Annotated in this window: 18 protein-coding genes and 1 pseudogene; 17 read left to right on the top strand and 2 right to left on the bottom strand. The window is 41.0% G+C overall.

What is annotated here, in order from left to right:
• Positions 1-8: 8 nt before the first annotated feature.
• The 4 genes from LIZ66_RS07035 to LIZ66_RS07020 all read left to right on the top strand — a co-directional run bounded on the left by LIZ66_RS07035 (position 9) and on the right by LIZ66_RS07020 (position 6,339).
• Entirely contained in the window at positions 9-1,856 is a 1,848-nt protein-coding gene (locus LIZ66_RS07035; RefSeq protein ID WP_227200741.1) for an extracellular solute-binding protein, read from the top strand.
• Positions 1,857-1,929: 73 nt separating this feature from the next.
• Positions 1,930-2,958, top strand: a complete 1,029-nt coding sequence (locus LIZ66_RS07030; protein ID WP_227200742.1) for a polyamine ABC transporter substrate-binding protein — start codon at positions 1,930-1,932, stop codon at positions 2,956-2,958.
• Between the two features lie 282 nt (positions 2,959-3,240).
• Entirely contained in the window at positions 3,241-4,941 is a 1,701-nt protein-coding gene (ptsP, locus tag LIZ66_RS07025; protein ID WP_173716825.1) for a phosphoenolpyruvate--protein phosphotransferase, read from the top strand.
• A gap of 90 nt (positions 4,942-5,031) precedes the next feature.
• Positions 5,032-6,339 (top strand): DUF362 domain-containing protein, encoded by a 1,308-nt coding sequence (locus tag LIZ66_RS07020; RefSeq protein ID WP_227200743.1) that lies wholly within the window; start codon positions 5,032-5,034, stop codon positions 6,337-6,339.
• A gap of 134 nt (positions 6,340-6,473) precedes the next feature.
• Here the strand turns inward: LIZ66_RS07020 and LIZ66_RS07015 are convergent, their stop codons facing one another.
• The gene (locus LIZ66_RS07015) at positions 6,474-7,355 is read right to left on the bottom strand and encodes a homocysteine S-methyltransferase family protein (RefSeq protein WP_227200744.1); all 882 of its coding nucleotides are present in this window, start codon (positions 7,353-7,355) and stop codon (positions 6,474-6,476) included.
• A 314-nt stretch (positions 7,356-7,669) separates the two neighbouring features.
• Here LIZ66_RS07015 and LIZ66_RS07010 point away from each other — a divergent pair, with 314 nt between their 5' ends.
• On the top strand, positions 7,670-9,316 hold the full coding sequence (locus LIZ66_RS07010; protein WP_227200745.1) for an LCP family protein: 1,647 nt from the start codon (positions 7,670-7,672) through the stop codon (positions 9,314-9,316).
• A 178-nt stretch (positions 9,317-9,494) separates the two neighbouring features.
• Complete coding sequence (locus LIZ66_RS07005; RefSeq protein ID WP_227200746.1) at positions 9,495-9,875, top strand: hypothetical protein; 381 nt, start codon at positions 9,495-9,497, stop codon at positions 9,873-9,875.
• Positions 9,876-10,215: 340 nt separating this feature from the next.
• Here LIZ66_RS07005 and LIZ66_RS07000 read toward each other — a convergent pair whose 3' ends face one another.
• The gene (locus LIZ66_RS07000) at positions 10,216-11,358 is read right to left on the bottom strand and encodes a tyrosine-type recombinase/integrase (protein WP_227200747.1); all 1,143 of its coding nucleotides are present in this window, start codon (positions 11,356-11,358) and stop codon (positions 10,216-10,218) included.
• 374 nt (positions 11,359-11,732) lie between these two features.
• Between LIZ66_RS07000 and LIZ66_RS06995 the strand changes: the two genes are divergently transcribed.
• The 11 genes and pseudogenes from LIZ66_RS06995 to LIZ66_RS06945 all read left to right on the top strand — a co-directional run bounded on the left by LIZ66_RS06995 (position 11,733) and on the right by LIZ66_RS06945 (position 24,135).
• The gene (locus LIZ66_RS06995; RefSeq protein WP_227200748.1) at positions 11,733-12,911 is read left to right on the top strand and encodes a transposase; all 1,179 of its coding nucleotides are present in this window, start codon (positions 11,733-11,735) and stop codon (positions 12,909-12,911) included.
• A 265-nt stretch (positions 12,912-13,176) separates the two neighbouring features.
• Positions 13,177-15,246 (top strand): nucleoside-diphosphate sugar epimerase/dehydratase, encoded by a 2,070-nt coding sequence (locus tag LIZ66_RS06990; protein ID WP_227200749.1) that lies wholly within the window; start codon positions 13,177-13,179, stop codon positions 15,244-15,246.
• 45 nt (positions 15,247-15,291) lie between these two features.
• The gene (locus tag LIZ66_RS06985) at positions 15,292-16,500 is read left to right on the top strand and encodes a DegT/DnrJ/EryC1/StrS family aminotransferase (protein WP_227200750.1); all 1,209 of its coding nucleotides are present in this window, start codon (positions 15,292-15,294) and stop codon (positions 16,498-16,500) included.
• Positions 16,501-16,516: 16 nt separating this feature from the next.
• A complete protein-coding gene (locus tag LIZ66_RS06980) occupies positions 16,517-16,981 on the top strand; it encodes a sugar transferase (RefSeq protein WP_227200751.1) in 465 nt (154 codons plus the stop codon).
• Positions 16,982-17,346: 365 nt separating this feature from the next.
• Positions 17,347-19,302: pseudogene (locus LIZ66_RS06975) on the top strand (polysaccharide biosynthesis protein).
• Positions 19,303-19,347: 45 nt separating this feature from the next.
• A complete protein-coding gene (locus tag LIZ66_RS06970; RefSeq protein WP_087273338.1) occupies positions 19,348-19,611 on the top strand; it encodes a hypothetical protein in 264 nt (87 codons plus the stop codon).
• Between the two features lie 34 nt (positions 19,612-19,645).
• Positions 19,646-20,848, top strand: coding sequence for a DegT/DnrJ/EryC1/StrS family aminotransferase (locus LIZ66_RS06965; RefSeq protein WP_087273379.1), 1,203 nt, complete (start codon positions 19,646-19,648; stop codon positions 20,846-20,848).
• A gap of 27 nt (positions 20,849-20,875) precedes the next feature.
• The gene (locus tag LIZ66_RS06960) at positions 20,876-21,559 is read left to right on the top strand and encodes a sugar transferase (RefSeq protein WP_087273340.1); all 684 of its coding nucleotides are present in this window, start codon (positions 20,876-20,878) and stop codon (positions 21,557-21,559) included.
• Positions 21,560-21,568: 9 nt separating this feature from the next.
• A complete protein-coding gene (locus LIZ66_RS06955) occupies positions 21,569-22,321 on the top strand; it encodes a glycosyltransferase family 2 protein (protein ID WP_087273341.1) in 753 nt (250 codons plus the stop codon).
• Positions 22,322-22,331: 10 nt separating this feature from the next.
• Positions 22,332-23,111 carry a glycosyltransferase family 2 protein gene (locus LIZ66_RS06950; RefSeq protein WP_087273343.1) on the top strand — a complete coding sequence of 260 codons (780 nt, stop codon included), beginning with the start codon at positions 22,332-22,334 and terminating at the stop codon, positions 23,109-23,111.
• Complete coding sequence (locus LIZ66_RS06945; protein ID WP_087273345.1) at positions 23,086-24,135, top strand: polysaccharide pyruvyl transferase family protein; 1,050 nt, start codon at positions 23,086-23,088, stop codon at positions 24,133-24,135. The genes LIZ66_RS06950 and LIZ66_RS06945 overlap by 26 nt, the downstream gene beginning before the upstream one ends.

The following is a 24,135-nucleotide window of genomic DNA, read 5'->3' as shown; positions in this document are numbered from 1 at the left end:
AGAGTATCATGCAGAAAAAAACAAGCTTTTTTCAGAGATTTTATGTGGCCATCTGTCTGGTATTCTTTTACCTGCCAATCCTGGTGACCATGATTTTTTCCTTTAATTCCTCCAAATCCCTGACCAGGTTTACGGGATTCTCCATGAGATGGTATACAGAGCTGCTGCACAATACAGAAGTCAGCAAAGCGGTTTACGTGTCTGTGACCATCGCCATCCTGGCAACTGTGATCTCCACAGTGCTGGGAACCATCACTGCAATTGGTCTTTCCAAGTCCAGGAAGGTGTTAAAGGAAACACTTTTAAATATCAACAACCTGCCCATTTTGAACCCGGATATTGTTACTGCAATCGGACTGATGCTTCTGTTTTCTTCACTGGGCTTCCGGAAAGGGTACTTTACCATGCTGCTGGCGCACATTTCTTTTTGTACGCCATATGTGATCACCAGTGTTTATCCCAAGGTGCGAAGCCTTGATCCGAACCTGGCAAATGCAGCCATGGACCTTGGAGCAACTCCGTTCCAGGCATTGACCAAGGTAATCGTGCCCATGATCAAGGATGGCATTTTCGCCGGTGCGCTGCTGGCGTTTACCATGTCCTTTGACGATTTCGTAATTTCGTACTTTGTATCCGGAAACGGTGTAAAGAATATTTCCATCGTGGTTTACAACATGACCAAGCGAATTAACCCTACCATCAACGCTTTGTCAACCATCGTAATCGTAGTCATTGTGCTGGTAATGGTTTTCGCAAATGTACTTCCGAAGATCCTGGAAAAGCATGCCAGCAAGCATGCGAAAAAGATTCAGCGTGTGATCGCCCTTCTGCTGGTTTTTGCCCTTGGCTTCGGACTGATCAAGTGCGGAGGCGGTGCAGCGGAGAACCATGTCCTGAAGGTTTATAATGCAGGAGAATATATGGATCTGGATCTTCTGACACAGTTTGAGCAGGAATATAATTGTACAGTAGTTTACGAAACTTTCGAATCCAACGAAATGATGTACACCAAGCTTTCCGGCGGTGAGTCCTATGATGTGCTGATCCCTTCGGATTATATGATCGAGCGTCTGATTAAAGAGGATTACTTACAGTATATTGACTGGGATCTGATCCCGAATAAGGGCAGCCTGATGGATGAGGTCATGAATAAAAGCTATGATCCGGGAAATCGTTATTCCTGTCCATACTTCTGGGGAACGGTTGGTATTCTTTATGATACGACTGTGGTTGATCCGGCAGATCTTCAGGAGGGCTGGGATCTTCTCAGGGATACCAAATATAAAGGAAATATTTACATGTATGATTCTGAGCGGGATTCCTTTATGATCGCACTGAAGGCTCTTGGATATTCCATGAATACTACAGATGAGAATCAGATTCAGGAAGCTTACCAGTGGCTGGTTGACCAGAGAAATACCATGGACCCGATTTACGCAGGTGATGACGTCATTGACAATATGATTTCCGGAAACAAGGCTATGGCAGTTGTTTATTCTGGAGATGCTTCTTATATTATAAGCGAAAATCCGAATATGGATTACTTCACACCGAGCCAGGGAACCAATAACTGGTATGATGCAATGGTTATCACGAGGGACTGCAATGAGACAGAGCTTGCCCATCAGTTTATTAATTTTATGCTAAATGAAGAATCTGCTCTTTCCAATACGGAAGAAGTAGGTTATACTTCTCCTGTAAAGAGTGTTTACGAAACTATGATCACCGGAGAGTATGAGGGCGTTTCCTCCTACATCCCGGATTTTGAAAATCCAAACAGCGAGATCTTCCGTTATCAGGAACCGAAGATCAAGCAGAAATATGCGGAGCTGTGGACGAAGATCAAGGCAGAGTAAACATGGAAATTTATAAAAACGGAAACGTGGCTGGCAGAAGCCGGCTGTGTTTTTGAAGAAGAGGAGAATGATTATGAAGAAAAAGGTATTTGCGGTAATTCTTGCTGCAACAGCAATCTGTGGCAGTCTGTCACCTGTATACGCAGCTGACTCCGAGCTGGTCCTCTATACCTGGGAAGGAATGTTCCCGCAGGAGGTTCTGGACGGATTTGAGGAAGAAACCGGCTGTAAGATCGTATATTCCAACTTTGACACTGACGAAACCATGCTGGAGAAAGTTTCCATGGCAAAAGGCGGAGACTATGATGTGGTAATCGCAGATGACTACATTCTCGAGAAAATCGTGGAAGAGGGTCTTGCTACCAAGCTTGACAAAGACAAAATCTCCAATTGGGGAAACATCAATCCTCTTTATCAGGGACAGTTCTATGATGAGAAGGACGAGTACACCGTACCATATGGTGCAGGTATTCCGCTGATCGTATACGATCCGGAGGAGGTTGATCTTGACATTAAGGGCTATTCTGATCTGTGGGATCCGTCTCTGGAGGACAGCATAGCGCTGATCGGCAACTACCGTGTGATCAACGGCATTGCTCTTCTCACCATGGGTAAGAGTATGAATGAAGAAGATGTGGATACCATTGCAGAAGCTGGTGAAAAGCTGGTAGAGCTGGCACCCAATGTGCGTATGATCCAGGATGACAACACCCAGAACGCACTGCTGAACGGAGAGGCTTCTGTAGCATTCCTTTACACCTCCCAGGTAACTGCAGCTCTGGCAGAGAACCCGGATCTGAAGGTGGTTTATCCGGAGGAAGGTCTTGGCTTCGGTGTTATGGGAATGTTTATTCCAAGCGAGGCTCCAAATGCAGATGCAGCTTACCAGTTTGTAGATTATATTTTAAGACCGGAGGTTGCTGCACAGTGCTTCAATTATATCGGTTACTACTGCACCAACAAGGCAGCAGACGAGCTGGTAGACGAGAGCCTGGTGGTTCCGGACAGTGTAACAAGCGGTGAGAGTATTAAGAATGTAAGTCAGGAAGCTGAGGAACAGTATAATAAGAACTGGACTGAGTTTAAGGCTGCCTGCGATTAATTGAATTAATTCAGTAAAAGGATAACATCAGGAAAGAGCCTGTGAGTGAACCATTCGGGAGAAAAACGGATAAATCACTGTGCAGGCTCTTTTTTTATGTAATAGAAAAGTCCTACCGGGCAGGATTGCACTGCGGAGAAAGGAGAGAGGTCGCTGGAGGTGGAGAATGCTTGCACATATATGTTTCCGGGGCCAGAGCGAACAACACGGATATTGACAAAGCTTCGCCAGTGTGTGATTATTATTTACAGAAATAAATGAGTTTTTTAGAGGAGAAACAAAATGGAAATATACAAGGGAGCTTCCGCCTTTGCGGGGATTGCCATTGGGAAAATCAGGTTTTATCGGAAAGGTGAATATCAGATCCGACAGCATCAGGCAGATGATGTAAAAAAGGAACTGAAGAATTTTGATGTGGCTCGTCGGCATGTGATGCAGACTTTGAAGGAAGAGTATGACAGAATGTCAGAAAAGCAAATGGACACAGCTGATCCTGAATTGGATATGGAACCCCAACCTTTGGATAGAATTGTGAAAGTGAATGGGGAAAATGGAACAAACCAGATCCTGGAGCAGGCAGAGCTTCTGGGCTCTGGCAGCTTTCTCCGTGCGGTACAGAGTATGATCACAGGGGAAAAGGTGACTGCTGCTTATGCAGTGCAGACCACAAGAGATGAGATGCAGAGTACTTTTTCCAGGCTGAACGATCCGACCATAAAGGAACGAATCCACAATGTAAGCCGCATCTCCAGTCTCCTTCTGGAAATTCTCGGGGAAGATGAGAACAAAATTGATCTGGGAGAGGAACCAGTCATTCTGGCAGCAGATGCCCTTTCTCTTGCAGAACTGATGGAAATGGATAAGGAGAAGCTTCTGGGTATTGTCACCCGCAAAGGTTCTGCTACCTCTCACGCTGCAATCCTTGCGAAAAATATGGATATTCCCTGTGTTACAGGTATTGGGATTCCACAGTCAGAAGAAGAGTGGGAAGACAGCATTGCCATTATTGACGGATATACGGGAACCATCTATCTGGAGCCGGATAATGAGGTACGAAAAGAATACGAGATTCGCCGAAAAGCAGATCTGGTAGAGCGGGAATCCCTTTTGAAGCTGAAAGACAAGGGCGATATTACGAAAGATGGACGTGAAGTGGGAATCTACGCGAATATTGGCAGTCTGGATGATTTAAACAGCGCCCTTTATTATGGAGCAAAGGGAATCGGACTGCTGCGAAGCGAGTTCCAGTATCTTGGCAGGGAGAATTATCCCGGGGAAGAAGAACTTTTTCAGGCATATAAAAAAACTGCTGAGACTATGGGCGACCGCCTGGTAGTTATCCGCACTGCCGATCTCGGGGCTGATAAGCAGGCTTCCTACCTTGAAATTCCGGTAGAAACCAACCCTCTCATGGGTAATCGCGGAATCCGTCTCAGTCTGGACCGGAAGAACCTGTTTAAAACCCAGATCCGTGCCATTTACCGTGCAAGCTGGTATGGAAATCTGGGGATGATGTACCCTATGATCTGTTCGGAAGAGGAAATGGATGAGGTTGAAGCTCTGGTGACGGAAGTAAAAGAAGAGCTGAAGGCAGCTGGTGTACCATTTAAGGAAATCCGGACTGGAATTATGATGGAGACTCCGGCAGCAGTGATGATTGGGGAAGAGCTGGCGAAACGTGTGGACTTTCTGGGAATCGGAACCAATGACCTGACTCAGTACACCTTGGCCATGGATCGTCAGAATCCGCTTTTACAGAAGAAATATGATGATCATCATCCTGCAATTTTGAAAATGATAAAGATGATTGTAGATGCAGGACACGCGCAGAATTGCAAAGTATGTCTCTGTGGGGAACTGGCGGCGGATACCAGATTGACGGAGACTTTTTTGCAGATGGGGGTAGATGCATTGTCTGTGGTACCGGCATGTATATTGCCAGTGCGGAAGGCACTGAGGGCGGTTTGCATCGCAGAAATGTGATCTTAGCTTATCCTCTGCGACTGTATTAAGGCGTGCATGTATGTGTGAAACATTGCAGAATAATTACAAAATAAAACGAGAGCACCAGACATGCAGATCCAGATTACAGGCTGTATGTTTGAAAATATGGGTAGAAACATGAACACAAAAAGCAAAGTAATTGTACTTCCCTGTGAAGCTTACAACGAAGAACGAATTTATACACTTATGAAAAATGGTCTGTCTCAGCTGGGAGGTCTGGACAACCTTATAAATAAAGAAGAAAAAATCCTTTTGAAGCCTAATCTTTTGAAAAAAGCAGAAGTGGAGAAAGCGGTCATCACGCATCCGGTTGTGGTGGGTGCCTTTGCCAGGATTCTACGTGAGGAAGGTTATAAGAATATTGTGCTTGCGGATTCCTGTGGCCACGGAACTACGAAACAGGTGATTCAGGGCACCGGAATGGACACTTATCTGGAAAAGTACCAGATCCCGGCCATTGACTATACGAAGGGCGTGCGTGTGGAAAATCCGGAGGGTATCCAGGCGAAGGAATTTATCCTTCCGAAAGAACTGCTGGAGGCAGAGTGTGTGATTTCTCTTTCCAAAATGAAAACCCACGCTCTGGAGCGAATTACAGGAGCAGTGAAGAACAGCTATGGATTTGTATATGGGAAAAATAAGGCCATTGGTCATACCAAATATCCCAGCGCAGACAGCTTCGCCCGGATGCTTATTGATCTGAACCAGTATGTGAAGCCGAGACTTTACATTATGGATGGAATCACTGCAATGGAGGGAAATGGACCGGGCTCCGGAGACCCGGTAGCCATGAACCTGATTCTGATGTCCACAGATCCGGTGGCACTGGACAGTGTGTTTGCAAGACTGGTTTATCTGAAACCGGAGATGGTTCCTACCAATTACCATGGGGAGAAGATGGGACTGGGAAATTACAGGGAAGAAAATATTGAGATTGTGGTAGTTGAGGAGAATCTTTCGGCATCAGTAGTGCGTGATGAAGGAAGTGAAATAACTGGGCGAGAGAAGCAACACCAGAATGCAAATGTCTCTGTAGATAAAAAGCAGATTGGTATTGATGTGGTTTGTAATGTGATTTCGATGGAAGCCTTAATAGAAAAATACGGCAATCCCAATTTCAACGTAGACCGCACGAAAGTACGAAACAATGTCTGGACAAAGCTTGCCAAGGCTCTGAATATTTTCCAGAAGAAACCATACATTGAGCCTGACAAATGTATCCGTTGTGGAATCTGTGTAAACAGCTGTCCCGTGCCTGGAAAAGCAGTAGATTTTCGAAATGGCAAAAATAATCCGCCTGTTTATGATTATAAGAAGTGTATTCGATGCTTCTGCTGTCAGGAAATGTGCCCGAAGAAGGCAATTAAGGTGAAGTGAGTGTAAAATACTCCGAAGGGAATATCGGAGAAACATCGGAGAAAATATCGCATCAGAGGAATTTCGGAGATAAAGAAGAAAAGCCACTACTGAGCGTCAACTAAGTTGTGACGTTCTATAGCGGCTTATGTATTTTATCGTCCGATCATCTTCGCCACTTCCCTGATATATTCCGGTGTAGTACCGCAGCAGCCCCCTACAATACCAGCGCCTGCATCAATCAGAGCTTTCACATGTCTGGCAAAATCCGGCGCTTTCATGGAATAAACGGCGTTTCCATTATCATCAATGAACGGCATGCCGGCATTCGGCTTGGCAATGACCGGGATGGAGACATTTTCTTTAATATTGCGGATAACAGAAACCAGCTGATCCGGACCAACAGAGCAATTCACGCCCACAGCATCTGCACCTGCAGCCTCCAGGGAAACAGCAGCCTCGATAGCATTTCCACCGCTGAAAATACTTCCGTCTGCGTCTACCGTCATGGTACACATAATCGGCAGCCCGCAAACTGTGGAAGCAGCATCCACAGCGGCCAGAGTCTCTTCGATATTGATCATGGTCTCAGCAACGATCAGATCCACGCTGGAATCCTTCAGAATTCCAATCTGCTCCTGATACATTTCGAAAGCTGCCTCATAGGTCATCTCCCCGGCAGGAGCCATCATTTTACCACTGGTGGTAATATCCGCAGCAACGTAAACCTTATGGTCTGCCGTATCCGCGACTTCTCTTGAATAGGAAACCAGAGTGCGGTTGATCTCCTCCATACGGTCCTGCAGACCATGCATGGTAAGGCTTACACGGTTGCCGCCAAAAGTAGGAGCGTAGATAATATTGCTTCCCGCTTCGATATAAGCTCTCTGAAGCTTCTGGATCACATCCTTATGTGCCAGCACCCATTCCTCTGTGCATACACCCTTCGGCATACCGGTAGCCATCAGGTTGGAACCTGTAGCGCCGTCCAGAAGAACAATATTCTGTGTCAGTTCCTGAAACTCTTGTTTTGTCATATTGTAATTCCTCCTTAAATTGGCAGAATATTGCATTCAAAAGATATTTGCATAACATGCCGCCCATTGTGGTCTGCAACCATCTGGCGAACATTTATCCTGCCGGATACGGTTGATTTCGTCATATTCCTGTCCGCGTCCTGGAAGTTATAACGTTTTCATAAAAAAAATTTTATAAATCTTTCGTATTATAACACTATTTAACTTGATTTTCCAGTTGTCAGCGTATAAAATATAAGATATGCTTTTGATGGGGCTGGCTATAAAGTAAGCAGCAGCCCTTAATGACAAAAGAAATAAAAAGGAGCTAAAAGATGAGTAGAAGGAGAAGAAGAAACGACTGGATACCAGGCGCGGTGATCACCATCATCGTCATTATGCTTTCTGTTGTTTTTATGGGACTTCTGGCAATGACCAAGATGGTTCCCACCATTTATATGCTGATTATCGGCATTGTACTTGCGGTGATCGCAGCGATAATCTGGCTGCTGGTATGGCATACCAGATACACAGGCCGCTTTATTGGCGGAACTGTTTTGGCAGTGATCATGATTGCCATTCTGGCATTTGGCGGTTTCTATATTAATAAGACAAGATCCGCCATCAGCAATATTTCCGGTGAGACCACTGAGGTCACACAGATGGCTGTTTATGTAAAGAACGATGACGCCGCTGATTCTGTTGAGGCAACTGCCGGATATACTTATGGTATTCTTTCCTCACTTGACCGTGAGAACACAGATGGCGCTGTAGCACATCTGAACAGCGAATTCGGCACAGAGGTACAGACGAAAGAGTACGCAGGTCTGACCGAGCTTGCTGACGGAATCCTAAACGGTGAAGTAAATGCCATGCTTCTGAACAGCGGATATCTTAGTGTATACGAGGATATGGACGGATACACAGATTTCAGCACCAAGATAAAAGAGGTTGGAACAGTAGACGTTGAATCCACAATTCAGTCTGCAGAAGAGTCCACCCCTATAGAGCCGATCACCACTGCTAATGGCGGTAAGGTTTACACCATCTATCTCAGTGGTATTGATACCAGAGGTGAGATGACAGCTAAGAGCCGAAGCGATGTAAATATTATTGCCACTGTGAATACAGATACACATGAGATCCTGCTGGTTTCCACACCTCGTGATTACTTTGTACCGCTTTCTATTTCCGGAGGTGCACCGGATAAGCTGACACATGCCGGTATTTATGGAATCGATGTGTGTATGGATACTCTGGGAATGCTGTATGATATTGACATTAATTATTACTTCCGAATTAACTTCGGTGGATTTGTGAAGGTAATCGATGCACTTGGCGGAATTACCGTTAATTCAGATTATGATTTTGATTCCAAGAATATTCTGGGTTATCATTTTAACAAGGGTGAGAATTATGTGAATGGTGAGCAGGCGCTTATCTTTGCAAGAGAGCGTTACGCATTCCAGGAGGGTGACCGCCAGCGTGGTAAGAACCAGATGGAGGTTATCCGTGGTGTTGTGAAGAAGGCTCTTTCTCCGGAAATCCTTACCAGCTATTCCTCCATTCTTTCCAGTCTGGATGGATGCTTCGGTACTAACATCACATATGAAGAGATCGCACAGATCCTTCAGCAGCAGCTTACCAACGGCGGCGACTGGACAATCGTTTCCTACAGTGTAAATGGTACCGGTGCTACTGAGAAGCCATATTCCATGAGCCAGAAGGCATATGTTATGGTTCCGGATTATAACACTGTTGATAAGGCTAAGAGCCTTATGGAAAAGGTTCGCAACGGCGAGGTGGTAACGCAGGATGAGGCTGATGCACCGGTTAGTGGAAGCACAAGCACTGACAGCACCTCCACAGAAGCTGTGACCGAGCCAGGTACAGTAGCATCTGAGACACAGGCTGCGACAGATACCACTGCAGCAGATGGAACTACAACCGAAGGCACAGCTGATACTACTACACAGCAGTAAAGAGAATGAGATTCCTCTGGTGAGAGGGATATCAATATAGAAAGAAGCAAATCATTATATAACGTGGTTTGCTTCTTTTTTTGATAAATTTATAAACTTTTAAGATGATTTTTATATTACATTGTGATAAAATGGGGATATAGAAGAAGGAAAAGCGGGTGAATCTGAGCTTACATTCTTGGATTTTACAGAAGATGACATCGCACAGCTTAGTATGACACCACTTATGGGTGGCCAGATGAGCCGTAAGGATAAGATTAAAGAAGGAATTCTAATAGCGAAAGAAGAGCATAATGATATGGCGGATAAAGTGATGGCTATGTTGTATACTCTGGCAGATAAGTTCTTGGATGGAGCAGAACTTGATGAGATTAAGGAGGCGATGACAATGACGAGATTGGGACAGATGATAGAGAAAGATGGACGTGAAAAGGAGCGTATAGCCTTAAATACGCTGAATAAAAAATTACTTTCTTCCAATCGCATTGAAGATTGTATAAAAGCTACAGAAGATGAAGAATATCAGAAAAAACTCATGAAAGAATTTGGTATAAAATAAATAAAACCTGGCCGGGACATCACTTACCTGATCGTTCCCGGCCCTAACTATGTTAGAAACATATAGAAGCAAATTTGAATAACCCACCACCCAACCGGAAACAATAAAAAAAGATGACCTCCAAGTCGCATTATTTCAGTAATGCGTATTTGCGCTGCAAACGCACAGAAAATCAGTACAATTTGGACTATCGACCACGAATAAAGACCCCTTATTTTAGAAATTGAGATTTTTCAGTATCCGGTCACCTTTTCCAGACAGCAAAAAAGACAGTCACACCAGAGCTCTCTCAAAAGAGATTTCTCTGGCATAACTGCCTTTTCTGAAATTGTTCATTCTGTTATATTGCCTGCTCCATCATCTGATTCATATACTGTCGCTTCGTTTCCGCCTGGATATGCACATACAGATCCAGTGTGGTTCGCACGGAAGTATGTCCAAGTATTTCGGACAGGGACTTGGTATCGAAGCCATGCTCTACCCAGCGACAGGAAAACTGATGCCGGAGAGCATGGATTTTAATGGGGGGAATTCCACAGGTTTTTAGCAGTGCTGCATATCTGCGCTGGATGACCCGCGGCTCCATGCATCTGGCAGTTCCAGACAAAATATATGCGGAGCCATCTTTACGAAAACGTTTCGCATAAAACAACAGCTTGTCTGGCAATGGAATTTCCCTGTTGGAATGTTCTGTCTTCGGCGGGCCTATATACAGAATGGTTTTTGGGATTTTTCCAGTGTCCGGATTGGCGGTCTGATCCAGATTTTTGATACGGATCACAGTACGCTGTATGCGGATTTTGTGCTGGGTGAAATCCACATCTTCCCAGCGCAGGCCGCTGAGTTCGCCTACACGGATGCCGGTATGCATGCAAAGCAGCAGACCGAAATGGAAATCACTGATATTGTCAATAAGAAATTTCTCCAGCTGGTTATAGTTTGTAAGCTTCATAATCTGCACCTTCTGGCTGGTGCCAGCCAAATGGGGGTAGCGGATTGGTTCACTGGTATAGGCGCCTCCCTTTGCTGCAAAGTTCAAAATGCTGTGGAGTACGCTTAAAATTACATGAATGGTTCCTGCAGACAATGCCAGCTCTTTTTTCTTATGAATAAGCTGCGTGATCTGAGAATTGCTGATTTTCCGTATCTGGGTGCTGCCAAGCTCCGGAAGAAGCTGATTCTTCAAGATCGCTTCATAATTGGAAAAAGTACTGTCCTTGATGGTATAGCGGATTTCCTGTTTCCAATGTTCTGCGGCTGTTTCGAAGGTAGCCTGATAATTTAAAATGCCAGAATTTCGCACCAGATGTCCATAGCCTGGCACTTCTGCAATTTTTTTGTTTCGTTTGTCCTTTACTTCTCCATATGTTTTGCCATAGAGGGAACCGTAGTGGATTTTTCCCTCCGGATCACGGTATTTGATATAACGGGCTTCCCAGCGCCCGTCCTTGCGTTTGCGTATGTTTTCACCTTTTCTGCACATAGCTGCCTCCTTATTCTATAAGTATGTACCAATTATATGACCACGCAATTATTTTATATCAAAAAAATCCCTTTGAAAAACTAATGGAAAAAGGTGAATTTGGAACAAATTATGGTATAATTCGACAAAAAGAGTCTATAGTCGCTATAATCGGTTGACTTTCCCTGTTATTCGCGATAGAATGTAAAACGACGATGGGAAAGAAAGCAGAAAAACTGCCTGGATGACCGTCGCATTACTGAAATATTACGAAAGAAACTAGTACATCGAATATTAAGTAACTGCCATATTGACTTGTCTGATTTTTCATCTGCTGCGCCAATATAGCAGAAACTTAATTTTCGATGTACTAGCAGAAATCACAGACAAAATTTATGAAAACAGGATACAGCATCCGAACCTGGCGCATGCGCCTGGTTTGTCCGGAGCCTATATGGCTGGACAGAACAGAAGAATATTTTCAGAACGTGGTGGAGTTTTACTACCACCTTCTGAGACAGCATGAAGAACTGTGGAACAGCAGCCTCTTCGACATCCAGCGCAGTCTGGAGCTCCTGACCCTGGCCGGTCGGGACGGCAGACAGCCCACTAACCCCTTACCAATGGGAAAAGTACCTGTCTACCTGAGACGCGCAGCCATTAACAAAGCATCTGCCACAGTAAAAAGCACCCAGGAGCTTCAGTCCGGATTCCCTGAGAAGCTGGAAGCCAAGGTTACCTTTTTTAAAGGAATGTATTCCGACCTCACCGACAGATCCATTTGCCTGAAGCTGTGGAACGGTGAGAAATGGATCTGGACAGACTGCAAGCTGAAAGGACGCCCCTTTCCCCAAGATGGTCAGCTGATGTCGCCCACCCTGGTAAAGGAGGGCAGGCGCTACCTGCTGAATATCCCGGTGAAACAGGAGAACAGCGACGCCCGCACTGCCAAAGAACGAATGGCAGAAGGCACGAACCTGTGCAGTGTCCGCTTTACAAACACAGACACCTTCGCAGTGTGCTGCATTCTGGATGAACAGGGAAATCAGCTGGCTGTACACACCTGCCGGGGCGGAGATGCGTACCGTCACCGCTGCAAGCTGCTGGAGACCAGAATACAGAAATCCAGACCAAACACAGTGGGAGACAATAGTCCCCAGCCAAATCGGAAGTACTACATGCACCTGAAGAACCTGTCGGAGCACTACGCCCATCAGGTTAGCCGTGAGATCCTGAACTTCTGCAAAGAGAATCAGGCAGGAATCATTGTCCTCCCCGATTACGACCAGAACTTCACCCGGATGGCAATGGTAAAAAGCGGCAATTTTTCCCCGCTTCACTTAAGCAGTAAGATCCGGACCAACCTGCAGTACAAAGCCTGGGCAGAAGGAATTCTGGTACTGGAAACCAGAACAGACGGACTGAAGGACAAATGTGCCATCTGCGGCGGCAAGGTTCGCCGGAAGGGAAATGAATTCCTCTGTGAAAATGGTCATCAGGGAAACCGCTTCCTGAATGACGCCAGAAATCTTGGCAGGAAATGCCAGGACAGTTTTTTCGCGGAAGTAGAATAAAATAATTATTGACAACAAAGATAAAAATGATAATAAGCAGCGTTACGAACGCGCTTATCTATAAAACCGGGTAACCGGGCAAAGAGGCTGCGCCAGTGACGCAGGCTTTTCGGCAGACCACCGCCGGTGCGGGTTCCGGACTTCCCCAAGATATCTTGGGAGTCGCCGAAGCACCAGACAGGAAGCTATCTGGTAAGTGGTCAAAGTTATGAAAAAATGGGAGGAAAGGACTGGGGGGGGGTAACTCCGTCCATATGATTAAGAAATGACAACGAAAAAACAAAAAATCGAACGCAAAAAAAGAAAGTTAGAGCATTGGCAGGTAATCGCACTTTACCTGATGATTTATGATGTGATCGCCGTAAACGCCGCATACTTTCTCGGACTGTGGTTCCGCTTTGATTGTACATACTCCGCAATACCCGGAGAATATTTGTCTGCCTATCTGAAATTTGCACCATGGTATACAGTATTCTCTGTTTTTGTCTTTTGGGCATTGCGTCTCTATAACAGCGTATGGCGCTTCGCAAGCTACAGTGAGCTGTTAAGAATTTGCTTATCTACTGTAATTACATTCTTGTTCCAGATAATTGGAATCACATTTGCCATTCAGAGAATGCCAATGTCCTATTATCTCTTCGGAACCATTATTCAATTTTGCCTGATTACAGGAATCCGTTTTTCATATCGATTTGTTCTTCTGGAAAGAACACGGAAACAGAAGGAAGAGGAAGGTCCGCTGCATCACATTATGCTGATCGGAGCCGGACAGGCAGGACAGATTATTCTCCGCGACGTTGAACGTGCCAAAGAGCCGAAAGGAAAGGTCTGCTGTATTATTGACGATAACCCCAACAAATGGGGACGTTATATGGAGAGTGTGCCCATTGTAGGCGGTCGTGATGACATTCTTGCAAGCGCAAAAAAATATAAAATTGACCAGATTCTTCTGGCAATTCCAAGTGCAAGTGCGGCAGAGCGAAGAGATATCCTGAACATCTGCAAAGAAACCAAATGTGAAATGAAAATCCTTCCAGGCGTATATCAGTTCGTCACCGGAGAAGTGTCCCTCAGCAAAATGAAAGACGTGGCAGTGGAAGACCTTCTTGGAAGAGAGCCTATCAAAGTAAATATGGATGAGATTTTCCGCTACATCAGTGGAAAAACCATTCTGGTAACTGGTGGCGGCGGTTCCATCGGAAGTGAGCTTTGTCGTCAGATCGCAGCCCACGCTCCGAAACGCCTGGTAATCTTCGATGTCTATGAGAACAATGCATACGACATTGAACAGGAGCTTCGCTCCAAATATCCACATCTGGATCTGGTGGTACTGATCGGTTCCGTGCGCGATACCAGAAAGATTAATGATGTATTTGAAACATACAAGCCAGACATTGTTTATCATGCAGCTGCACATAAGCATGTACCACTTATGGAGACAAGCCCATGTGAGGCAATCAAGAACAATGTGATGGGAACCTATAAAACTGCTCATGCAGCTTTGAAAAATGGCTGCCAGCGTTTCGTACTGATCAGTACAGACAAAGCTGTGAATCCAACCAACATCATGGGTGCCAGTAAGCGTCTCTGCGAGATGGTCATCCAGACCATGGATAAGATCAGCAGAACTGGAAGAGAAGATTTGCTTCCGTTACTGGGAAGCCACTATGAGGATAGTGAGGAAGCACTCGCTGAGGTGGCAGCTACTGCTGATAATGCAGGGGAAAATGGTGAGAGAAAATTCAGAACGGAATTTGTTGCGGTTCGTTTCGGAAACGTACTGGGAAGTAACGGATCTGTTATTCCACTGTTTAAGAAGCAGATTGCAAAAGGCGGTCCTGTGACTGTTACCCATCCAGATATCATCCGCTATTTCATGACAATCCCAGAAGCAGTAAGTTTGGTACTTCAGGCTGGAACCTATGCAAAGGGCGGAGAGATTTTTGTACTTGATATGGGAGCTTCGGTGAAGATTGATACACTGGCTAGAAACTTGATTAAGATGTCTGGTTTGACTCCGGATGTGGATATTAAAGTGGAATACACTGGTTTGAGACCTGGTGAGAAGCTTTATGAAGAGAAGCTGATGGCAGAGGAAGGCCTGACAAAAACAGATAATGATCTGATTCATATTGGGAAGCCGATTCCGTTTGATACGGATGAGTTCCTGCAGCAGATGGAGAAACTGGCTGTGGTGGCTTATGGAAATGATCCGAATATTAGAGGTTATGTGGAAGAGATTGTGCCGACTTATCATGCGGCGAAAGATGATTTGAAGCTGCATGGGGAGACATATAAGAAATTATTCAATAAAGCAACTGAAAATAATCATTAATTTATTTGAGCATATATTATTAAATTTAAAGAGAGGCAGAGAACAATGAGAATACCATTTTCACCACCAGATATTACAGATGCAGAGGTTGAACAGGTCGCAGAAGCACTTCGTTCCGGTTGGATTACTACCGGACCGAAAACAAAAGAATTAGAGCGTGAAGTTGCTGATTTTTGTGGCGTCAACAGAGCAGTATGTTTGAATTCACAGACAGCCTGTGCGGAAATGACACTGAGAGTTTTAGGAGTAGGAGAAGGTGATGAAGTAATTACCTGCGCTTATACCTATACAGCAAGTGCATCTGTAGTATGCCATGTAGGTGCAAAGCTTGTATTAATTGATACACAAAAAGATTCTCTTGAAATGGATTATGAGAAACTTGCAGATGCAATTACAGAAAAAACTAAAGTAATTATTCCTATTGATCTTGGTGGTGTACCATGCGATTATGACAGAATCTTTTCTATAGTTGAAAGTAAGAAACATCTGTTCCATCCGTCAAACGATATTCAAAAAGCAATAGAAAGAATTATTGTAATGACTGATGCAGCTCATGCGTTTGGAGCAGAGTGGCATGGCAAAAAGGTTGGAAGTATTGCTGATTTTAGTAACTTTAGTTTTCATGCAGTGAAAAATTTTACAACTGCAGAAGGCGGAGCTGCTACGTGGAAAGATATTGAGGGAATTGATAATGAAGAATTATATCATAAATATCAATTGCTTTCCCTTCATGGACAGTCAAAAGATGCTCTTGCTAAGACTCAGCTTGGTGCATGGGAATATGATATCGTCGGTCCATGGTATAAATGCAATATGACAGATGTTGTTGCAGGGATTGGTCTTGCACAGATGAAGCGTTATAAAGGCTTACTTGCCAGAAGAAAAGAAATTATTGGAAGATATGATGATGCATTTAAGCCATTAGGAATTGAAGTCCTGAATCACTATGCAGATGAACATCAGTCATCAGGTCATCTTTATATTACAAGAATTCCGGGGATTACTTTGGAACAGAGACATGAGATTATTGTAAAAATGGCGGAAAAAGGAATTGCATGTAATGTACATTATAAGCCATTGCCAATGATGACTGCATACAAGAATCTTGGGTTTGATATTAAAGATTATCCAAACGCTTATAAGAGATTTGAAAATGAAATTACACTGCCACTTCACACTAAATTGACCGACGAAGAAGTGGAATATGTAATTGAAAATTATTGTGAGATTGTAAAGAACTATATTGAAAAATAATTAGGAGAAACAGCTAATGATTTTGAAAAAATGGGATGACCTTCCTGAATTTATGAAATGTGATGAAGTAAAAGTTTATTATGATATTTTATCACGAAAGAAAGGAAGTCTGGTTCTGAAACGGATTTTTGATATTGTAGTGGGGGTTATCCTGTTGATTCTCCTGGCTATACCTATGTTGATTATTGCATTGATGATAAAAATGGATTCAAAAGGGCCTGTTTTTTATCGTCAGGAGCGTGTGACCAGATATGGCAAAAAATTTAGAATACATAAATTCCGTACTATGGTTAATAACGCTGATAAAATTGGATCTGCTGTAACAGTAGGTGGTGATTCAAGAATCACCAAAGTGGGAGCAAAAATTCGAGATTATCGGTTGGATGAGTTGCCGCAGGTTTTTGATGTGTTAAGTGGAGATAGCGGTATAATAGGGACAACCAAGAAAAACCTTGATTTTACAAGGGTTTCGCTGGCTTAGTCGAATCTGGTTATGATGATTTTTCTGCATGGTTGTGTCGGTTAAGCTAGGAAATTATGTACAAATAAATGGTTTCTTGGATGCTTATTTTGACCCACACTATAAGCCGAAAAATTATGATAAGGAGGTTTGACCTAGCCTGCGGATGCTCTTCAAAAAAGAACATTCACAGGCTAGTTGTCGTGTTAAGGACTCCAAAATTGTTGGGGGGGGGTAATGGACTATATGAAAAGGAAAAATTGTGAGAATGAATATGAGAAGCAAGTAAGAAAAATTATCTTCATTGAACGATGAAAATTTAAGTTTTTAACAAAAAAGAAAATGCAGGAAAAGTAAGATTAAAACCTGCGGATGGAGAAATACAAATGAAATATAAGAAGCGTAATGTTCGATGGATGCTGGTTGTATATGATTTGCTTGTGTATGAATTATCAGCGGTGTTGCTTTTAGGACTTTATGGTGGAAATGATAAACTTTCCATTTCAGGTATGTTGCAACAGATGGTTCTTGCACTGTTATGTGTATTTTCAATTAGATTGATTGGAAATGTATATGGACAGATTTGGAGATATGGCGGTATTCAGTGTTATATTCGACTGTTATATACAGATGCAATAGCATTTTTTGTCTATTTGATTTTAGAACTGGTTCTTCCAGTTGAGAAAATTACATTTGCGAGAATGCTGTGTTTGATCAGTATAAATCTCTTAGGCGCATTGGCGTTAAGGATGATGTACAGATATGCATATAAATGTAGCAATCAGGAAACGAAGCAGGGGAGATTTTTAGCTTCCTTATTATACACATTCGGTAGAGTAAAGAAAGGAAATGATAAAGAAGTCCAGAAAATAAAAATAGCAATAATTGGAGCTGGACGTGTAGGAGTAAGTTTTGCGGAAGATCTTCTGAATAGTGATGAAGCGGCATACATTCCGAGATGTTTTATTGATATTAATGAAAATAAAGTAGGTCGTGAAATTCAGGGATTACCGGTATGGTCAGAAGATGAAGCAACATTTAGAAAATTGAATGAGTATGAAGTACAGGAAATTGTATTTGCTATACCGTCAATGGATGCAGAAAAGAAGAAAACATTATATGAATACTATAAAAATGCTGGATATAAATTAAAAGTTTATGATTATCCGACTGTTTATGCGGCAGGAGGAAAGCGACATTTAAGAGAATTTGATATTGAGGAATTACTGTTCAGAAAGCCATTGGTGGTATCTGATGAGCATACAAATGAATATTACAAAGGCAAAGTTGTTTTGATTACAGGTGGTGGCGGTTCCATTGGATCGGAGCTGTGTCGTCAGTTGGCAAAGATGCAACCGAAACAGATTGTTATTTTGGATATTTATGAAAATGGCGCATACGATGTTCAGCAAGAATTAAAAATTGCATATGGAAATACTTTAAATCTTCAGATTGAAATTTGTTCTATTACACACAAGAAAGCACTGGAACGTGTATTTGCTAAGTATCATCCACAGATTGTAATTAATGCAGCAGCACATAAGCATGTGCCTTTAATGGAACATAACTGTATCGAAGCCATCTATAACAATGTATTTGGAACACAGAATCTGGTAGAACTTTGTGAAAAATATGAAGCGGAACGTTTCATGATGGTGTCAACGGACAAAGCGGTTAATCCTACGAATGTTATGGGGGCTACCAAGAGAATGTGCGAAATGATTGTACAGAGTGCCAGTACGCATGGAAAAGTGAAGTACAGTGCGACACGTTTTGGAAATGTATTAGGTAGTGCGGGTTCAGTTATTCCGTTATTTAAACGTCAGATAGCTAATGGAGGACCGGTTACAGTTACTGATAAGCGAATTATCCGATATTTTATGACTATCCCAGAAGCATCACAGCTTGTACTTCAAAGTGGTGCTATGGCAAATAATGGAGAGCTTTTCGTATTGGATATGGGACAGCCTGTAAAAATAATGGATTTGGCAGAGAATATGATTCGATTGTCTGGTGTATAGGGAATTGAAATTGTGGAAACCGGATTAAGACCGGGAGAAAAGTTATATGAAGAATTGTTGGTTAAAACAGAAGAATTAGATAAAACAAGTAACAGTATGATATTTATTGAGCGTGATTCAGCATTAAGTGCGGAAGAAATTAATACTCGTCTGAATATGCTTAGAGAAGTTTGTGAAACAGGAGATGATTCACAGGCAAGAGAAGTATTAAGAAAAGCTGTACCAACATTTAAAAAGCCGGAAGAAGTTAATCGAGCTGCTGAATTTGCCGTACATCAAAAAAAGAGCGAGCCTGAAAGGGAAGAAGCAGTAGCTATATAAAATATAACAAGATTGTATTTTTACAAAAATACGGGAAGGACGCATATGCATTACGAAACAAAATCAATATTAGACAAAATTAAAGGTTCTATTATTTTGGCAACAGAAGAGGGCGAACAGGAATATGCAAATGTTGATGCAATTCCAGAGAATCTATTGGATGCTGAAATGATTGTTAGTGCTATTGAGGCAAGAGATAGCAAAATTGTTCTTTATTTGAAAAAGAATGAAATAGTTAAAAATGATCTGAATGCAGATTGGGTAAAAGAAGAGGTAGGAAGAACGGGTGTTGAGCCAGGATTTTTCTAAAATAATCAGTCAGATAAAAGGAGAAAACAATATTATGAAGATTCCATTTTCACCGCCAGATATAACAGAAAAAGAAATTGAACAGGTGTCAGAAGCATTAAGATCTGGATGGATTACAACTGGGCCTAAGACAAAAGAATTAGAGCGAGAGGTTGCAGATTTATGTGGAGTAAATCGTGCAGTTTGTCTTAATTCGCAGACAGCTTGTGCAGAAATGACTTTGCGCTTATTAGGAGTTAAAGAAGGCGATGAAGTCATTACATGTGCGTATACATATACTGCAAGTGCGTCTGTAGTATGCCATGTAGGGGCAAAACTTATTTTAATTGATACTCAGAGAGATTCTCTTGAAATGGATTATGAGCAGTTGGAAAATGCGATTACTGAAAAAACAAAAGTAATTATTCCAGTAGATCTCGGTGGAGTGCCATGTGATTATGATAGGATTTTTTCTATTGTAGAACGTAAGAAAGGCTTATTCCATCCGGCAAATAAAATACAGGAAAGCATCGGCAGAGTGATTGTTATGGCAGATGCAGCACATGCTTTTGGTGCAACCTGGAAAGAGAAACCAGTTGGAAGTATTGCAGATTTTTCAAATTTCAGCTTCCATGCAGTTAAGAATTTTACAACTGCAGAAGGTGGTGCTGCTGTTTGGAAAGATATTGATGGAATTGATAACGAAGAAATTTATCATCAGTATCAGTTGTTATCACTTCATGGTCAGTCAAAAGATGCACTTGCGAAAACGCAGCTTGGGGCATGGGAGTATGACATCATTGGACCTTGGTTTAAATGTAATATGACTGATGTTGTAGCTGGAATCGGACTGGCACAGATGAAGAGATATAAAGGTTTGCTTGAACGTCGAAAAGAAATCATAGGAAAATATGATGCAGCATTTAAGCCAATCGGAATAGAGGTATTAAATCACTATACAGAAAACCACCAGTCATCTGGTCATTTGTATATAACAAGAGTTCCGGGAATTACGTTGGAGCAGAGGCATGAGATTATTGTGAAAATGGCAGAATCAGGCGTTGCCTGCAATGTGCATTATAAGCCGTTGCCAATGATGACTGCATACAAAAATATGGGATTTGATATTAAAGATTATCCTAATGCATATAAGAGATTTGAAAATGAGATTACTTTACCGCTTCATACAAAACTTACAGATGAAGAAGTGGATTATGTGATCGAGCAGTTTAGTAGAATCGTGAAAGAATATATTTAAATGTGATAGAAGAAATAGGAGATACAGATGTTACGAGAATGGGAGAAATTACCAAAATTTATGCAGACGGAGGAAGTTCGTCCATATTATGACAGTTTAAAAAAGAAAAAAATTAGTTTGGCTTTAAAAAGAGGATTTGATGTATTTGCTGCATCTGTTATGCTCGTAACATTTTCTCCTGTATTAATTACTATTTCAATTATGATTGTAAGAGATTCTAAAGGAGGAGTGTTTTATCGTCAGGAGCGTGTTACACAATATGGAAGAAAATTTAAAATATTTAAATTCCGAACAATGGTTGCTAATGCAGATAAAATTGGCACCCAGGTTACCGTATCCAATGACAGTAGAGTTACAAAGGTAGGCGAAAAACTTCGTAAATATCGTTTGGATGAATTGCCGCAGTTAATAAATATTATTTTAGGCGATATGACGCTTGTAGGAACCAGACCGGAAAGTACGCATTATGTAAAGAAGTATACACCAGAAATGTATGCTACGTTGTTATTACCGGCGGGAGTTACATCTGAGGCGAGTATAAAATATAAAGATGAAGCAGAGTTATTGGATAAAGCAGACGATGTGGACAAAGTATATGTAGAAAAGGTTCTTCCTGAGAAGATGAAATACAATCTTGAAAGTATTAGAAAATTTAGTTTTATACATGATATAGGAACAATGATAAAAACAGTTTTTGCAGTGATTAGGTAGGGAGTGTGTATGGAAAAAGGATTAGTATCAGTTATTACGCCGACATATAATTGTGCGAAGTTTATAGGGGAAACAATTGAATCTGTTCAGGCACAAACGTATCAGCAATGGGAAATGATTATTGTTGATGATTGCTCGACAGACAATACAAAAGAAATTGTCGATAAATATATAAAAGAAGATAGTAGAATAAAATATTTTTGTTTAGAAAATAATTCTGGAGCTGCCGTTGCAAGAACAAAAGCAATGGAATTGGCAAATGGGGAATATATGGCTTTTTTGGATTCTGATGATATTTGGCCAGAAGAAAAATTGAAAAAGCAATTAGCATTTATGAAAAAGCATGATGTTGCATTTTCTTGTACAGCGTATGAACAAATTGATGAAAATGGGAAATCATTAAATAAAATTATAAAGACAGTACCAAAGGCTGATTATAATCGAGTGCTTTTAGATTGCCCGGTAGGAAATTCTACGGTTATGTACAACGTAGAAAAGATGGGAAAATTTGAAGTACCTAATATTAGAAAACGAAACGATGATGCTTTGTGGCTTCGAATGTTAAAAAAAGAAAAGTACATTTATGGTATGAAATCGGTGCTTATGAAATATCGAATAAGACAGAATTCTATTTCAAGTAATAAATTCAAAGTGATTAAATATCATTGGATTTTATATAGAAATATAGAACATCTTAGTATAGTTAGAAGTGTTTTTCATATTGCATATTGGTGTGTGATTAAATTGCTAAAAATTAAGTAAGGAAATAAATATGAAAATATCAGTATTAGTTCCTACGTTAGGAACAAGAGAAAAGGAAATTAGACGATTATTAGAAACACTGGAAAAACAGTCATATAAAGACTTTGAAATTATATTTGTAACACAGGATAATCATGAAATTGTAAAAGATATAATTTGTAAATATAGTAATTTGGATATAAAGCAAATTGAAATGAGTGTAAAAGGATTATCACGAGCTAGAAATAGAGGATTAGAGCAGGCATTAGGCGAGATAGTAGTATTATCCGATGATGATTGTTGGTATCCTGCAAATGCATTTGAAATTATTGTAAATGCATTTAAAAAAAGACAATGTGCTAAAATTGTATTATCACAGATTTTTGATCCGGAAAAAAATATTCCATATAAAAATTATACTTCCAACGAAGAGTATGTAAGAAACAAATTACAGCTCATGTCAAAATCGTCTATTGAAGTTGCATTCAAGAAAGATTTAGTGCTGAATAAAAAATTTGATGAACGGTTAGGTTTGGGAAGCGAATTTGTTTGTGGAGAAGAAGTGGATTTCCTTTTAAGTAATTATGAAAAAAATGCAATCTTTTATATACCAGAGGTAACGGTTTATCATAAAAAGAAAGAAAATGGTAGTAGCAACAAACAAATTATTGCTAAAGGGGCAATTTATGGAAAGAATTTTAATATATTTATTTGTTTATTAGTTTTACTTAGAGATTTGATGTTAAAAAAAGAAAATAATTTTAAATACTTTTTTGAGGGATATAATGAATATTTTAAAAGAACAAATTAAACTGTCAGTAGCTTATCCTGGATGGCGTTCGGCAATAAAAAAATTAAAATCAAATAAAAATAAAAAGATTTTTTTATTTGGAACACCTATGCATGGTAATTTGGGGGATCATGCAATCGCAATCCAAGAACAATATTTTTTTGAGGATTTTTTCCCGGACTATGAATATTTTGAAATATTGATGCCTATGTATCATACACAAAAAGAAATAATAAAAAATACAGTAACACCTGAAGATTTAGTTGTAATTTCGGGTGGTGGATGGATGGGGAACTTATGGATACATAATGAATGTGTTATACGTGAGATTGTGCAGAACTATCCCAATAATAAAATTATTATTCTTCCACAAACAGTATATTATACTTCAGACGAACTGGGAGAGAGGGAATACAGAATAACAAATGAAATATTAAAAAAACATAGTAATTTACATATTTTTGTAAGAGAAAGGAAGTCTTACAATTTTATAAAACAAAAATTTGAATTTACAGGAAACTCGGATGTATATTTAGTACCAGATATGGTTTTGTATGGGAAAAATATGATAACAAAGGAAAAATGTACTGGATATGAGAAAGTGATAAATGTATGTATTCGAGAGGATTGCGAATCCGAGCAAGAAAATATTGATGATTTCTATGAAAAAATAAAACAAAATTATAATATTAGAAAAGTTAGTACTGTTATAAAATCGCCAGTTGTTTTAAGAAAGCGAATAAGTGAGTTGCAAAAGTCGTGGGAAACTTTTGAAAATGCAGAAATTACTATAACAGATCGTTTACATGCAATGCTGTTTTCTGTATTAAATGGGACTCCATGCATTGTTTTAAATAATAAAACTGGTAAAGTTTTTGGAGTGGCAGATTGGCTTGATGATACAAATATGATTGTAAGAGCTAATTCGTTAAGTGAAGTGCTTGAAAAATTAAAGAGAACAACTATATGGGAACATAAAAAATATGATAGAGAAAAATTGCTAAACTATTTTGAAGAAATGGCAGACGTAATACGAAAGGATTAA

Source organism: Blautia faecis (assembly GCF_020554845.1).
Taxonomy (GTDB): Bacteria; Bacillota; Clostridia; order Lachnospirales; family Lachnospiraceae; genus Blautia_A; species Blautia_A faecis.
The sequence above is the reverse complement of the archived record's forward strand: the minus strand, read 5'-3'. Positions and strand labels throughout refer to the sequence as shown.